The organism is Pseudomonas sp. Pseusp88 (genome assembly GCF_047303955.1).
GTDB lineage: Bacteria > Pseudomonadota > Gammaproteobacteria > Pseudomonadales > Pseudomonadaceae > Aquipseudomonas.
On sequence record NZ_JBGLYM010000004.1, the window covers coordinates 87,740 to 100,371 of the forward strand.

The 12,632-nt window shown below is 61.3% G+C and carries 11 protein-coding genes; 6 read left to right on the forward strand and 5 right to left on the reverse strand.

What is annotated here, in order from left to right; genetic code table 11:
* The first annotated feature begins 74 nt into the window (after nt 1–74).
* Nucleotides 75–413: a hypothetical protein gene (locus ACCD02_RS07060; protein ID WP_413299802.1), complete on the forward strand. Its 339-nt coding sequence runs from the start codon at nt 75–77 to the stop codon at nt 411–413.
* 220 nt (nt 414–633) lie between these two features.
* On the opposite strand, the gene ACCD02_RS07065 is transcribed toward ACCD02_RS07060, so the two are convergent.
* Entirely contained in the window at nt 634–1,428 is a 795-nt protein-coding gene (locus tag ACCD02_RS07065) for a SirB1 family protein (protein ID WP_413299804.1), read from the reverse strand.
* A 196-nt stretch (nt 1,429–1,624) separates the two neighbouring features.
* On the opposite strand from ACCD02_RS07065, the gene ACCD02_RS07070 reads away from it, so the two are divergent.
* The 5 genes from ACCD02_RS07070 (at nt 1,625) to ACCD02_RS07090 (ending at nt 7,727) form a co-directional block, all read left to right on the forward strand.
* On the forward strand, nt 1,625–2,647 hold the full coding sequence (locus tag ACCD02_RS07070; RefSeq protein WP_413299806.1) for a Glu/Leu/Phe/Val dehydrogenase dimerization domain-containing protein: 1,023 nt from the start codon (nt 1,625–1,627) through the stop codon (nt 2,645–2,647).
* An 88-nt stretch (nt 2,648–2,735) separates the two neighbouring features.
* Nucleotides 2,736–3,830 (forward strand): pyruvate dehydrogenase (acetyl-transferring) E1 component subunit alpha, encoded by a 1,095-nt coding sequence (pdhA, locus tag ACCD02_RS07075; RefSeq protein WP_413299808.1) that lies wholly within the window; start codon nt 2,736–2,738, stop codon nt 3,828–3,830.
* A complete protein-coding gene (locus ACCD02_RS07080; protein ID WP_413299810.1) occupies nt 3,820–4,806 on the forward strand; it encodes an alpha-ketoacid dehydrogenase subunit beta in 987 nt (328 codons plus the stop codon). Before pdhA ends, ACCD02_RS07080 begins: the two co-directional genes overlap by 11 nt.
* Before the next feature lie 118 nt (nt 4,807–4,924).
* Nucleotides 4,925–6,031 (forward strand): dihydrolipoamide acetyltransferase family protein, encoded by a 1,107-nt coding sequence (locus ACCD02_RS07085; protein ID WP_413299812.1) that lies wholly within the window; start codon nt 4,925–4,927, stop codon nt 6,029–6,031.
* Nucleotides 6,032–6,410: 379 nt separating this feature from the next.
* On the forward strand, nt 6,411–7,727 hold the full coding sequence (locus tag ACCD02_RS07090; RefSeq protein ID WP_413299814.1) for an ammonium transporter: 1,317 nt from the start codon (nt 6,411–6,413) through the stop codon (nt 7,725–7,727).
* A gap of 115 nt (nt 7,728–7,842) precedes the next feature.
* On the opposite strand, the gene ACCD02_RS07095 is transcribed toward ACCD02_RS07090, so the two are convergent.
* From ACCD02_RS07095 to ACCD02_RS07110, 4 genes are all read right to left on the reverse strand, one after another.
* Complete coding sequence (locus ACCD02_RS07095; RefSeq protein ID WP_413299816.1) at nt 7,843–8,610, reverse strand: IclR family transcriptional regulator; 768 nt, start codon at nt 8,608–8,610, stop codon at nt 7,843–7,845.
* A gap of 246 nt (nt 8,611–8,856) precedes the next feature.
* Nucleotides 8,857–9,426 (reverse strand): sarcosine oxidase subunit gamma, encoded by a 570-nt coding sequence (locus ACCD02_RS07100; RefSeq protein ID WP_413299818.1) that lies wholly within the window; start codon nt 9,424–9,426, stop codon nt 8,857–8,859.
* Entirely contained in the window at nt 9,423–12,326 is a 2,904-nt protein-coding gene (locus tag ACCD02_RS07105) for a 2Fe-2S iron-sulfur cluster-binding protein (protein WP_413299820.1), read from the reverse strand. The genes ACCD02_RS07100 and ACCD02_RS07105 overlap by 4 nt, the downstream gene beginning before the upstream one ends.
* Nucleotides 12,323–12,619, reverse strand: a complete 297-nt coding sequence (locus ACCD02_RS07110) for a sarcosine oxidase subunit delta (RefSeq protein ID WP_413299821.1) — start codon at nt 12,617–12,619, stop codon at nt 12,323–12,325. The genes ACCD02_RS07105 and ACCD02_RS07110 overlap by 4 nt, the downstream gene beginning before the upstream one ends.
* Nucleotides 12,620–12,632 lie beyond the last annotated feature (13 nt).

Below are 12,632 nucleotides of genomic sequence, written 5' to 3' on the forward strand. Positions count from 1 at the left end.
CCACTTCAATGATAACGTTAAATTTCCCGCTCCCGATAGTCCCTTTGCATCTTCAATTAAAAGGGATATCACCCATGTCAAAATTCCATATCTGGGGCGATCTGCCCCCCGTCACATTCAGAACACCGCCTGCCGATAAAGCTGAACAGAAAACCCCGGCCCAGCACATCGCTGCATTGGAGATCAGTCTGGTATTACGGGAAATCGGCAAGGACCCCATTGCCATCGATACCGCCGTTATGGAGCACAAAAATCTGCGGGCTGCAAAACCTGCAGGCCTTCGGTTCGACTGGAGACGGTTTCGCGCCGCCCCGGCACAAGGAACAGGACAAGACCGGGGCAGTCAAGTCGGAAGCGGAGAAGAAGTGACGTCGTACAACTTCGTTGACGCAAAAAAAAGCCGCTGTATATAACAGCGGCTAAACAAGACGTTGGTTACAGGAGCTTCAAAACAACGTCGGATACATGGAGGCATGACGACATTATCATCCAGCCAATATGACTGTATGAATTCAACATTAAACGTTCGTTAAGGTGAGTCGTTAGCGTGGCGACATTCTAACGAATTACAGCCAATGAAAAACCGCACTTTGCGACATTGACTGTTACATTCACGGCAACAGTCGGACTTGTTTAATGAAAGGCGCCGTGTGATGGCAAATGGCTAATACGCTCAGTCAGGCGCAGCCGTTGAATGGGGTCGTCACTGAGCAGTAGCGCATGTTCCAGATCGAAGCGCTCGGCCTGAGGGCATTCCAGTGACTGGTAAAGCGCCGCCCGCGCCAAATGATCACTGGTGGTGGCCTGGCCCAGTTCCACAACCCGGTCGGCATCCTTCAGCGAAGCGAGCAGGTCATCGTTGACCTGATGCAGATGACGCAGGTTGCGCGACAGCCGTTGCAGCATGGACACGTTGCTGGCGCGCAGCAGGTGTTCGGACTTGAGTTGCATGTCCGGGCCGAATTGCCTGGCCAACAGGTCGCGGCAGTCCTTGGTGTACAGGCGCCGCCCGCCACAGGGGTCGAGCAGGTGATCGGCGCCCGGCACCCGCAGCAGGAAATGGCCGGGGAAGTTGACGCCCTCGAGGGGAATATCCAGGCGTCGGGCCAGCTCAAGGGTGAGCAGCGCCAAACCCAATGGCTGGCCCCGACGACGTTGCACGATATGGTTCATCAACGCCGCCTGGGGTTTCAGCGGATTCCAGTCGTCCTGTTGAAAACCCATGCTGTTGAGCTGGCGCAGCAAGGGCTGAGCCAGTTCCTGAGGTGGCATCATCGGCAGCGCTGCGCCAATCTGGCGTTGCAGCGAATCCATCTCGGGCTGAAGCTGACTCGGGCGCAATTGCGGATCGTGTTCGGCGCAGACCCACAACGCCGCTTCGAACACCGAAGAAGGCAGGCAGGCCAGACAATGTTGGCGTGGAGTCATCGACCTCTCCGGGCAGATCAGTGGGCAGTGATGCTTTGTTTTAGCCCTGGCCTGCAAGTTAGTCCAGTGGCAAAAGTCTGGCGTCACGGTTATATCGCGCAACGCTGTCAGGGCCGCATATATATGTTCCAGTCGTCGATCGATTTTCTGGACAGCGCCTATACTCGCTGTAGAAAAATACAAGGGAGCACTGCCGATGTTCGCTCTCATGCAAAACGCGCGGGTGCAGACACTGCACCTGGTTGTCGATCCTGAAACCGGACTCAAGGCCGTCATTGCCATTCATAGCAGCCAGAAAGGTCCGGCGTTGGGCGGCTGCCGCTATCTTTCGTACCCAGACGAGCAGAGCGCCATTGAAGACGCCATTCGTCTGGCCAGAAATATGAGCTACAAAGCCGTTCTTGCCGGCCTGCCCCACGGTGGCGGCAAGGCGATCATCATGCGTCCGGCCCATGTGGCCAATCGTGCAGCGCTGTTCGAAGCCCTGGGGCGTTTTATCGAAACCCTCGACGGTCGCTATATCACGGCAGTGGAAAGCGGTACCTCCAGCGAGGACATGGACTGCATCGCCCAGCACACCCGGCATGTCACCAGCACCACGGCTGAGGGCGATCCTTCGCCCCACACTGCCATGGGTGTGTATGCGGGGATTCGCGCCACGGCCATGGCGCGTCTGGGCAGCGACAATCTCGAAGGACTGCGCGTGGCGATCCAGGGCCTGGGTCATGTCGGCTATGCCCTGGCGGCACAATTGCGCGCTGCGGGGGCCGATCTGCTGGTCAGCGATTCCGATCACGGCAAAGTGCAATTGGCGATGGAGCAATTCAACGCCCACCCCATCGCCTGCGAAGCCCTGCTCAACACCCCTTGCGATATTCTCGCGCCCTGCGGTCTGGGGGCGGTGCTCAACAGCAAGACGGTGGCGCAGTTGCGTTGCGCCGCCGTAGCAGGCTCGGCCAACAATCAACTGAGTAACGCCCAGGTTGCCGACCAGCTGGAAAAGCGCGGCATCCTCTACGCTCCGGACTACGTGATCAATGCCGGCGGCCTGATCTACGCGGCCCTGCGCCATAAGGGCGAGGATCTGGGCACTATCACGGCGCACCTGGCAAAAATCGGTGTGCGCCTGACCGAAGTCTACGCCCACGCCCAGGCAGAAAAGCGCTCACCCGCGCATGTTGCCGACGATCTGGCGGAGCGTCTGCTCAAGACCGATTAGAGCCTTACCCGGCTCTAGCGGTGTGAATACGCTGCCACAAGCAGCGAGTTCCCGGTGAACACACCTATCCGTGTGTGAGGAGTGTGCAATGTCCAATAACAAGATCGCCTGTACCCGCTATCTGACCCCCGAGGGTCAACTCAATACGCCACTGCCCGCCTGGGCCGATGATTTCAACCTGCTGACCCGTCTCTATCGGCAAATGGTCCTGACCCGCTTGTTTGACCAGAAGGCCGTTGCCCTGCAACGTACCGGCCGCATTGGTACCTACGCGCCGACCCTGGGCCAGGAGGCCATCGGGGTCGCCATCGGCAGCCTGATGCGCAGTGAGGACGTGTTAATCCCTTATTATCGCGATACCGCCGTGCAACTGATGCGCGGTGTGCGCATGGAAGAAATCCTTCTGTACTGGGGCGGTGACGAGCGCGGCAGCGACTATGCCGAACCGGCCGTGGCCCAGGACTTCCCGCTCTGCGTACCGATCGCCACCCAGGCGCTGCATGCCTGCGGCGTGGCCAGTGCGTTCAAGATTCGCGGCGAGCATCGAGTGGCGGTGACCACATGCGGCGATGGTGCCACCAGCAAGGGCGATTTCCTCGAAGCCCTGAACGTGGCGGGTGCCTGGCAGTTGCCGATTGTCTTCGTCATCAACAACAACCAATGGGCCATCTCCGTGCCCCGGCGCATCCAGTGCGGTGCGCCGACCCTGGCGCAGAAAGCCGTTGGCGCGGGCTTCCATGGCGAGCAGGTGGACGGCAACGACATCCTCGCCGTGTACGACCGCATGCAGGTGGCGCTCGAACGCACCCGCCAGGGCAAGGGGCCGGTGCTGCTGGAATGCCTGAGCTATCGCCTGGGCGATCACACTACTGCCGACGATGCGACCCGTTATCGCCCCGCCGACGAGGTCAAACAGGCCTGGCAGGAGGAGCCAGTCAAGCGTCTGCAAGCTTTCCTGGCCTCCCAGGGCGTATGGAATGAGGGCCGTGAACAGGCCCTGATCAGCGAGTGCCAGGGGCTGGTCCAGCAGGCCGTCAATGCCTTCGACAATGCCGGGACGCAAGCCCCCGAGTCGGTGATGGACCACGTCTACGCGCAATGGCCCGCTGCTCTGGCCGAGCAGCGTGAATGGTTCCTGGAACGCGCACAGCGCCGCGCCGGAGGTGAAGATCATGGCCAGTGAAAAAATCACCCTGCTCGAAGCGGTCAACCTGGCCCTGCACCGGGCCATGGCCGAGGATGAAAATGTACTGGTGCTTGGTGAAGACGTCGGCGTCAACGGTGGCGTGTTTCGTGCCACGCAAGGCTTGCGCGACGAGTTTGGTTTCAAGCGCGTCATCGACACGCCACTGGCGGAAACCATGCTCGGCGGCCTGGTCGTCGGCATGGCGGCGCAGGGTCTCAAGCCGGTGCTGGAGATCCAGTTCATGGGCTTTATCTACGCCGCCATGGAGCACCTGGTGTCCCACGCCAGCCGCATGCGCAACCGCACTCGAGGGCGCATCACTTGCCCGATGGTCCTGCGCACACCCATGGGCGCGGGGATTCGCGCGCCGGAGCATCACAGCGAAAGCACCGAGGCCATGTTTGCCCATGTGCCGGGGTTGCGGGTGGTGATTCCTTCTTCTCCGGCGCGGGCCTATGGCCTGTTGCTGGCGGCCATCGACGACCCTGATCCGGTGATCTTCCTCGAACCGACCCGGCTCTACCGCATGAACCCGCAACCCCTGGCCGACGACGGCAAGCGCCTGCCCCTGGATACCTGTTTCACCCTGCGTGAAGGCAGCGATATCACCCTGATCAGTTGGGGCGCCAGTGTGCACGAGACCTTGCAGGCCGCTCAGGTTCTGGCCGAACGGGGTGTGTCGGCGGAGGTGATCGACGTCGCCTGCGTCAAACCCCTGGATCTGGACACCCTCGAAGCCTCGGTGCGCAAGACCGGGCGCTGCGTGATCGTCCATGAAGCGCCGCGTTCCTGCGGGGTCGGTGCGGAAATCGCCGCCAGCCTGTACGAGCGGGTTTTGCTCGATCTGCAGGCGCCGATCCAGCGCGTCACCGCTCCGGATATCCCGCCGCCGCTGTATCGGCTGGAGTCGCTGTATATCCCTGGCGTGGACGACATTCTTCATGCCTGTGACAGCGCACTGAATTTTGCCTAGGCCGGATCCCGAAACACCGTGGGACCGGCTTCAGCCGGGAAAGCGCATTCCCGGCTAAAGCCGGTCCCACAGAAGCGCACAAATCAAGATTGCCAAACTTCTCGAGAAGAGGTCTGCGATGAAATATTTCAAACTGCCCGATCTGGGCGAAGGTCTACAGGAAGCCGAAATCGTTGAATGGCACGTCAAGGCGGGCGACACGGTCAAGGCCGATCAACGCCTGGTCTCGGTGGAAACCGCCAAGGCCATCGTCGATATTCCCGCGCCTTACGATGGGGTGATCAGCAAGCTCTACGGCGGCGACGGTGACATTCTGCATGTCGGCGAACCGTTGCTGGCATTCGAAGGCGAGGGCGATGCCGGTACGGTGGTCGGTCGCCTGGAAGGCGGCGGCGACACTCAGGACGATCAGTTCTTCGTCGGCGCCGCCCCTTCCACCCGCGAGCATCTCGGCGCCCGCGCCACGCCTGCGGTGCGGCAAATGGCCCGGCAACTCGGCGTCGATCTCAGTGCCCTGAGCGGCAGTGGCGAAAGCGGGCTGATCACCCGTGCCGATGTCGAAGGCGCCGCCCAGGCCGCCCGTGATCGTTTCGGCGGCGAAAAACTGCGCGGTGTGCGGCGCAGCATGGCCCTGAACATGGCGCGTTCCCATGCCGAAGTGGTCCCGGTGACGATCTTTGGCGATGCCGACCTGCACCTTTGGGGAAAGGCTCGTGATCCGTTGATTCGCCTGGGCAAGGCCATGGCTGCGGCGTGCGCCGTGGAACCGGTGCTCAATAGCTGGTTTGACGGCAAAACCCTGTCCATCCGCCAGCATCAACGACTCGATCTGGGCATCGCCGTAGACACCCCGGACGGCCTGTTCGTACCGGTGCTGCGCAATGTCGGCGAGCGCGATGCCCAGGACCTCAAGGAGGGCATGAGCCGCCTGCGCGCCGACCTCAAGGCCCGCTCCATTCCGCCCGCCGAAATGATGGGCGCAACCATCACCCTTTCCAACTTCGGCACCCTGTTTGGCCGCTACGCCAACCCTATCGTCGTCCCGCCGCAAGTGGCGATCATCGGTGCCGGCAGCATTCGCGACGAGCCGGTGGCGGTTAACGGCGAAGTGCTGGTGCATCCGATCCTGCCCCTGTCTCTGACCTTCGACCACCGCGCGGTGACCGGTGGCGAAGCGGCGCGGTTTTTCCGGGCGATGGTGCAGGTGCTGGAGCAACCGGACTAAAGGGACCCACGGATCTAGCTGTGTGAAGGCAAAATTGTGGGAGCGAATTCATTCACGAAGAGGCAGGTACATTCGATAAATTTCCCTTGCCTGGAATACCGTCTTCGCGAATGAATTCGCTCCCACAGGCTGTTACTAAGCTGCGAAATGTTTCGCTCCGTTTTGGTGTGCGCGGTACGTGGTCGCGCACGCTTGCATGGCATGCCTCTTTCTTGAATCGCCTGTGCGCCCCGAATTGCCCGTCTTCACTACCTCTTTGGAGGTAGATGAGCGCAGGTTGGCCGTTTATTTGCTTTATCTCAAGGAATCAAAATTTCCCTGTGGGAATTTTTATTCCGGCAAAGCGGTCATTTCAGCGTTTCATTCAAGAGGACGTGCAATGAAAAACAAAGGAAGCGGTGTGCGCTATCTGGCGCCAGGCTTACTGGCAATCGGGGCGGGCAATGCCTGGGCGGCGGATGCGCCGGTACTCAACAGTGGCGATACCGCCTTTGTCGCTACCTGTTCGCTGGTGGTGCTGTTGATGACCTTGCCGGGCCTGGCCCTCTTCTACGGCGGCCTGGCGCGGAGCAAGAACGTGCTGTCGATCCTGATGCAGGTGTTCTCGGTCGCTTCGTTGATGTCGGTGCTGTTCGCCATCTATGGCTACAGCCTGACCTTCGCCCCCGGTGGCGACTGGCAAGCGTTTATCGGTGGCTGGGACAAACTGTTCCTCAAGGGCGTTGGCCCGGATGCGCTGACCGGCACCATTCCTGAGTTGTTGTATTTCCTGTTCATGCTGCTGTTTGCCGCGATCACCCCGGCGATCATCGTTGGCGGCTTTGCCGAGCGCATGAAGTTCTCGGCAGTGATGGTGTTCATGGCCATCTGGCTGACCATCAATTACGTGCCCATGGCTCATATGGCCTGGGGCGGTGGTTGGGTGTTCAACCTTGGCGTGCAGGATTTCGCGGGCGGCAATGTGGTCCACGTCAACGTCGGCATCGCCTCCCTGGTCGGCGCCTATCTGCTCGGTCGCCGTCGCGGTTTCGGCACCTCGGCTCTGGCGCCGCACAACATGACCATGACCATGACCGGCGGCTCGATGCTCTGGGTCGGCTGGCTGGGTTTCTGTGGCGGTTGCGCGCTGATGGCCAACGGTTTTGCCATGCTGGTGATGGTCAACACCATGCTCGCCAGTGCCGCCGGGGCGATTGCCTGGCAACTGGTGGAGTGGAAGCATCGCGGCAAGCCGAGCATGCTCGGGGCGATTTCCGGGGCCATTGCCGGTCTGGTGGCGATCACCCCGGCTTGCGGCTTTGTCGGGCCGATGGGCGCGATTCTGCTGGGTTTTATCGTCGCGCCGATCTGCCTGTGGGCGGTGGAAAAACTCAAGCCGATCATCGGCCTGGATGACGCCTTTGATGTGTTCGGCGTGCACGGTGTCGGCGGTATCGTCGGCGGCCTGCTGACCCCGATATTTGCCCTGCCGGTTCTGGGTGGCCTGGGGTTCACCGGCGATCGCGGCCTGATCGAGCAACTGGGCGTCAACGGCGGCGTGCTGCTGTTCAGCATCCTGTTCTCCGGGCTGACCAGCTGGATTGCCTACGCCATCACCGCGAAGCTGTGTCGTGGTCTACGGGTGGATGAAGAGCAGGAAGTGGATGGCCTGGATCTGTCGGCCCATGGCGAGGTGGGATACAAATATTCGAATTGATCGAGGATTTTGGGAGCCGGCTTGCTGACGATCGAGTGCGAAGCGCTCGCAATAGTGGTGACTGATCTACCACCATCGTCAGCAAGCCGGCTCCCACATTTGTGCATCATCGCGGTCAGATAGCGCTGAACCCCAACTCCCGGGATATCGCCGCGCCGCTGGCCAGTACCTCGGCAATCATCAGCTGCTGCGTGCCGGGGCTGTCCATCACCGCATCCGGGCCGGAGAGGTTGATCGCCGCGATGATCTGCCCGCTGTGATCGCGAATCCCCGTTGCGACCGACGTCGAGTAATCCGAACGATGCAGCACCCAGGACTGTTCCCGGTCAGCCGCGATCATTGCCAATAGCTCCGGCAAGGTACGTGGCGCCGGGGCCGGGTAGCCATCCAGGCGTACGCTCTGATAGAGCTGGCCGAGTTCGTTGTCATCCAGCCCCGACAACAGAATCCGGCCCATCGCCGTGCAGTGGCAGGTGATACGTGTGCCGATGGGGATATTCACCGACAGGCGCTGCGCGGCAAAGGCACGATAGAGGTACAGGCTGTCGGTCTGCTCGCGAATGCTGAGGTGGCACGACAGCGAAGTACGGTCGCGCAGAGCGTTGAGGTGGGGCATGGCAACTTCGACGATATCGCGGCTGGCCAGGTAGCTGAAGCCATCGCTGATTACTCGGCTGCCAAGTTCGTAATGGGTCGCCAGTTTGTTCAGGTAACCCATTTCGGTCAGGGTAAACAGGATGCGATAGCAGGCCGAAGTACTGACCCCCAGGCGCGTAGCGATTTCGTTGATGCTCAGGGTACGGGTGCGGGCATTGAACATGCCCAGCACGCTGAGCCCGCGTTGCAAGGCGGGCACCCAATAGTCGGTGGTGTCTTTGTCCATGGTTGGAAACCTTTTGAAACTCAAGGCTGGGGGGCGAATTCTTTGGCAGCAGGAGATTATGGTGGCGAATTCAGTGGGAGCGAATTCATTCGCGAAGGCGGCATTTAGATCCATGAAGATGTATCGAATGTACCGACCTATTCGCGAATGAATTCGCTCCCACAATTCGCTCCCACAGGAGTTGGCCCCTACAGGAATTCACTCCCACAGAATTCATTGCCATATAAACAATGTTGCAGCAGGGACCTACTGAAACTCCTGCATCGCATCCAGCAACGCTGCGGTGAAGTACTCCCGCGATGCCCGGTCGAAGAGGATCTGGAAGCTCGGTACCGTCCCACTGCCGACGTTGATCACGATGGCATTGATCCGCGCCACCGAGGTCTGGGCTACGGCACCGGCCGGGAAGCTTTGTGCACGCAAATCGACGCCGCAGACTTTGGCCATGACCTCGGCAACACAATCACCACTCAGTTGCAGCCAGGCATGGCTGTCCTGGCGCGGCAGCAGGTAGTTGGCCTGATGATCCAGCTCCCAGCGCGCTTCCTCATCGGCAACGCGCTGGCCCTGGTCGGCAGTGCTGCCAAGGATGAAGTACTCGGTCTGGGACAGCCGTGCGACATGGCTGCCGTCTGCTTGAGTCACGGCCTGGTTGGGCTGCTCCGGCAAGACGAAGGCGCGGCTGCGCAGGTATTCGGCGCTGAAGCTGCCCCGGAAACCGACCCGCGGCAGGTCCGTCAGGTCGAGCAGGGTGCAGGGTTGCAGCGCGGTGTGGGCGATGACTTTTTCAAGATTTTCCGCTAGCAGACTGCTCATGCCTGGCGCTCCTGGCGTTGGTTGTCGGGATCGAAAAATGGCAGTTGCACTACGGTGGCCTGGACCATTACGCCGCCCTCGACGCGGATCGGAATCTGCTGCCCTGGCGTGCTCTGGCTGGCCCCGGCATAAGCCAGACCGATGATCTTGCCGAGGGTCGACGAGTATTCGCAGGAGGTGACGTTGCCGCTGATGTCGGCGCCGTCGAGGACCAGATGACCTTCCAGCGGCTGCGGGCTGCCCTTGGGCAGGGTAAAACCGACCAGTTTGCGCTTGAGCGGCTGGGCTTCGAGGATGTCCACCGAGCGGCGGCCAACGAAGAACGGCTTGTTGCGGCTGACCGCCCACCCCATGTCGATCTCTGCCGGATGGGTCATGCCATCGGTGTCCTGGCTGATGATTACATGGCCTTTTTCCAGGCGCAGCAGGCGCTGGGTCTCGACGCCGAACGGGCGAATGTCGTGTTCCTTGCCCGCCAGCATCAGGGCATCCCAGAGTTGCAGGGCGTGGCGCGCCGGGACGTGGATTTCATAACCCAGTTCGCCGACGAAACCGACCCGCAGCAGTCGTGCCTTGATCCCGGCAACCGTGCCGGTGCGCACGCCCAGATACGGGAAGCCTTCGGGGCTCAGGTCGAGGTCGGTGCAGACCTTTTCCAGCACCTTGCGCGCATCCGGCCCGGCCACGTTGACCGCTGAAATGGCTGCCGTGACGTTGGCGATATCCACGTCCAGGCGCCATTGGGCGTTCCACTTGAGCATTTGCTGGTAGATACGATCGACGCCGCTGGTGGTGGCGGTGACGTAGAAGTGATTCTCGGCAAAGCGTGCGCAGACGCCGTCATCGATTACCACGCCGTGCTCGTTGGTCATCAGCGCATAACGCGAACGGCCCACGGGCTGCTTGAGGAAGGCGAAGGTGTACATGCGGTTGAGCAGTTCGGCGGCGTCCGGGCCGCGCACGTCGAGGCCACCCAGGGTCGAGACGTCGATGATGCCGACCTTGTTGCGCACGTGCAGGGCTTCTTCCTGCATGCAACGTTCGCGGTCCTCGGCCTTGCCGTAATAGGCCGGGCGATGCCAAACGCCAGCGGGCATCATCTTGGCCCCGGCGTCGAGGTGACGACGGTGCATGGGCGTCTGCCGATACGGGTCGAAGGCGCGCCCGGCAACGTGGGCCAGTTTCTCCGGGGAGAAGGGTGGACGCGCCGTGGTCACGCCGGTTTCGCTGATGCTGCGCTGGGTTGAAGCGGCGACCAGACGCGCCGTCGGCAATGCCGAATGGCGCCCTTGAGATGGCCCCATGCCGACGGTGGAGAAGCGCTTGACCAGCTGGATATCGCGGTAGCCGCATTTGGTCGCGTTGATGATGTCCTGCACTTGCAGGTCCTCATCGAAGTCGACGAAATCCTTGCCCTTGGGGTGCGGGAAAATCGGCCACGGGAAGTTCACCCGGGCTTCGTCGATCAGCGCCTGCTTGCTGCCCGACGCCGCCAGACCCAGGGCCTGGATGATATCCACGGCAATATTGCCCGCGTCAGCCAGGACGTTGTCGAGGTTGTGCTGACCGTTGACGGAACCGGCGACATGCAGGATCCCCGGCAAACCGCTGAGGGCGAATTCGGCGCTGCTCTCGTCATAGGCCAGCTTGCCTCCTGCCTGGCACAGCAACTGATAAACCGGCATGTACCCGGCGGACATGCACAGCAGGTCGCACGGGATGATCTCGCCTCGCGCTTCAACCTGGCCCTGGCCGGTGATGCGGCGCACATCGACAGCGGTCACATGGCGCATGCCTTTTTCGTGCAGGGCTTCATAGACGGTGCTGTTGGCGTGGCAACTGATGCCGCGCTGTTCCAGTTCACGGGGCAGACTGCGGTTGTCGGCAGTGGCGCGCATGTCCAACAGGGCGGCCACGGTCACACCCTGTTCCAGCAGATCGAGGGCGGCGTAGTAACCGTCATCGTTGCCGGTCAGGACCACGGCGCGCTGGCCCGGCTTGACCGCATACAGCTTCATCAGGCGCTGAGCGGCGCTGGTCAGCATGATGCCGGGCAAATCGTTGTTACGGAAAATCACCGGCTGATCGAACGAGCCGCTGGCCACCAGGCACTGTTGCGCCCGCACTTTGTACATGCGCTTGCCTTGAATCACCGGCAGGTAGTTGTCGGTGAACCAGGCGTTGCACACGGCATTTTTCAGAATGCGGATATTGGCGTGCTGCTCGACGGCGTTGATCAGCTCCGCGCGCAGTTGCCCGGCGCGAGTTCCGGCCACGTCGAAGCGGGCATAGGTCAGGGAGCCGCCGAGGATCGGTTGCTCTTCGATCAGCAGCACCTTGGCCCCTGCATTGGCAGCAGTGAGGGCGGCCTGCAGACCGGCAGGCCCGGCGCCGACAACGGCGAGGTCGGTGAACAGGTAGGCTTTGTCGTAGTACTCGGGCTTGAAGTTCAGGTCCAGCACACCGAGGCCGGCCTTCTTGCGAATGATCGGCTCCCAGACTTTCCACATGCCCTTGGGCTTGAAGAACGCCTTGTAATAGAAACCCACCGGCATGAACCTGGAAAACTTGCCCATGTAGGCGTCTTTGTCGTCATCCAGCGAGCCATTGAAGTTCTGGCCGAAGACATTGAGACCCGCGCGAATCGGGTAGGCATCGGCCAGGACGTTGGGCTCTTGCGGCAGTTGCACCAGGGTGTTGGCGTCCTGACCGGCCATGGTCAAAGGGCCGCGCGGGCGGTGGTATTTGAACGAGCGCGACATCAGGAAACGGCCATTGGCGAGCAGGGCGCTGGCGACGGTATCGCCCTGCACGCCCTGATAATCCTTGCCGTCAAAGCTGAAGCGCAACGGCTGGTCACGGTCGATCAACAGCCCCATGGGGGCGGGCAGGCGGCTCATCCGGCAATCTCCCTGGCGGCGAAATCGACACGGGCGTTGAACACTTCCCGGGCATCGAAGGTGCGAATCACTTCATCGGTGACGGTGTGGCGCTCGGCCAGAAACCAGTAGCTGGACGGTGTGTGCATCCACCATTCGGTGACGATGCCTGCTTCGTTATCGCTGTTGAACACGTAGTCGGCCCATTCCAGGTCGGTGCAGGTAGCCGGGTCCGGCATGCGCTTGAACTCGCCGCCGTAAGTGAATTCGCTGATGTTGCGCAGCCCGTTGAGCGGGCAATGCAGAAGTTTCATGGTCTGTGCTCCG

Coding starts and splice junctions, on each gene's coding strand:
- ACCD02_RS07060 (WP_413299802.1), top strand. CDS start 75: ATGTCAAAATTCCATATCTGGGGCGATCTGCCCCCCGTCACATTCAGA.
- ACCD02_RS07085 (WP_413299812.1), top strand. CDS start 4,925: ATGAAATATTTCAAACTGCCCGATCTGGGCGAAGGTCTACAGGAAGCC.
- ACCD02_RS07090 (WP_413299814.1), top strand. CDS start 6,411: ATGAAAAACAAAGGAAGCGGTGTGCGCTATCTGGCGCCAGGCTTACTG.
- pdhA (WP_413299808.1), top strand. CDS start 2,736: ATGTCCAATAACAAGATCGCCTGTACCCGCTATCTGACCCCCGAGGGT.
- ACCD02_RS07080 (WP_413299810.1), top strand. CDS start 3,820: ATGGCCAGTGAAAAAATCACCCTGCTCGAAGCGGTCAACCTGGCCCTG.
- ACCD02_RS07100 (WP_413299818.1), bottom strand. CDS start 9,426: ATGAGCAGTCTGCTAGCGGAAAATCTTGAAAAAGTCATCGCCCACACC.
- ACCD02_RS07070 (WP_413299806.1), top strand. CDS start 1,625: ATGTTCGCTCTCATGCAAAACGCGCGGGTGCAGACACTGCACCTGGTT.
- ACCD02_RS07105 (WP_413299820.1), bottom strand. CDS start 12,326: ATGAGCCGCCTGCCCGCCCCCATGGGGCTGTTGATCGACCGTGACCAG.
- ACCD02_RS07095 (WP_413299816.1), bottom strand. CDS start 8,610: ATGGACAAAGACACCACCGACTATTGGGTGCCCGCCTTGCAACGCGGG.
- ACCD02_RS07065 (WP_413299804.1), bottom strand. CDS start 1,428: ATGACTCCACGCCAACATTGTCTGGCCTGCCTGCCTTCTTCGGTGTTC.
- ACCD02_RS07110 (WP_413299821.1), bottom strand. CDS start 12,619: ATGAAACTTCTGCATTGCCCGCTCAACGGGCTGCGCAACATCAGCGAA.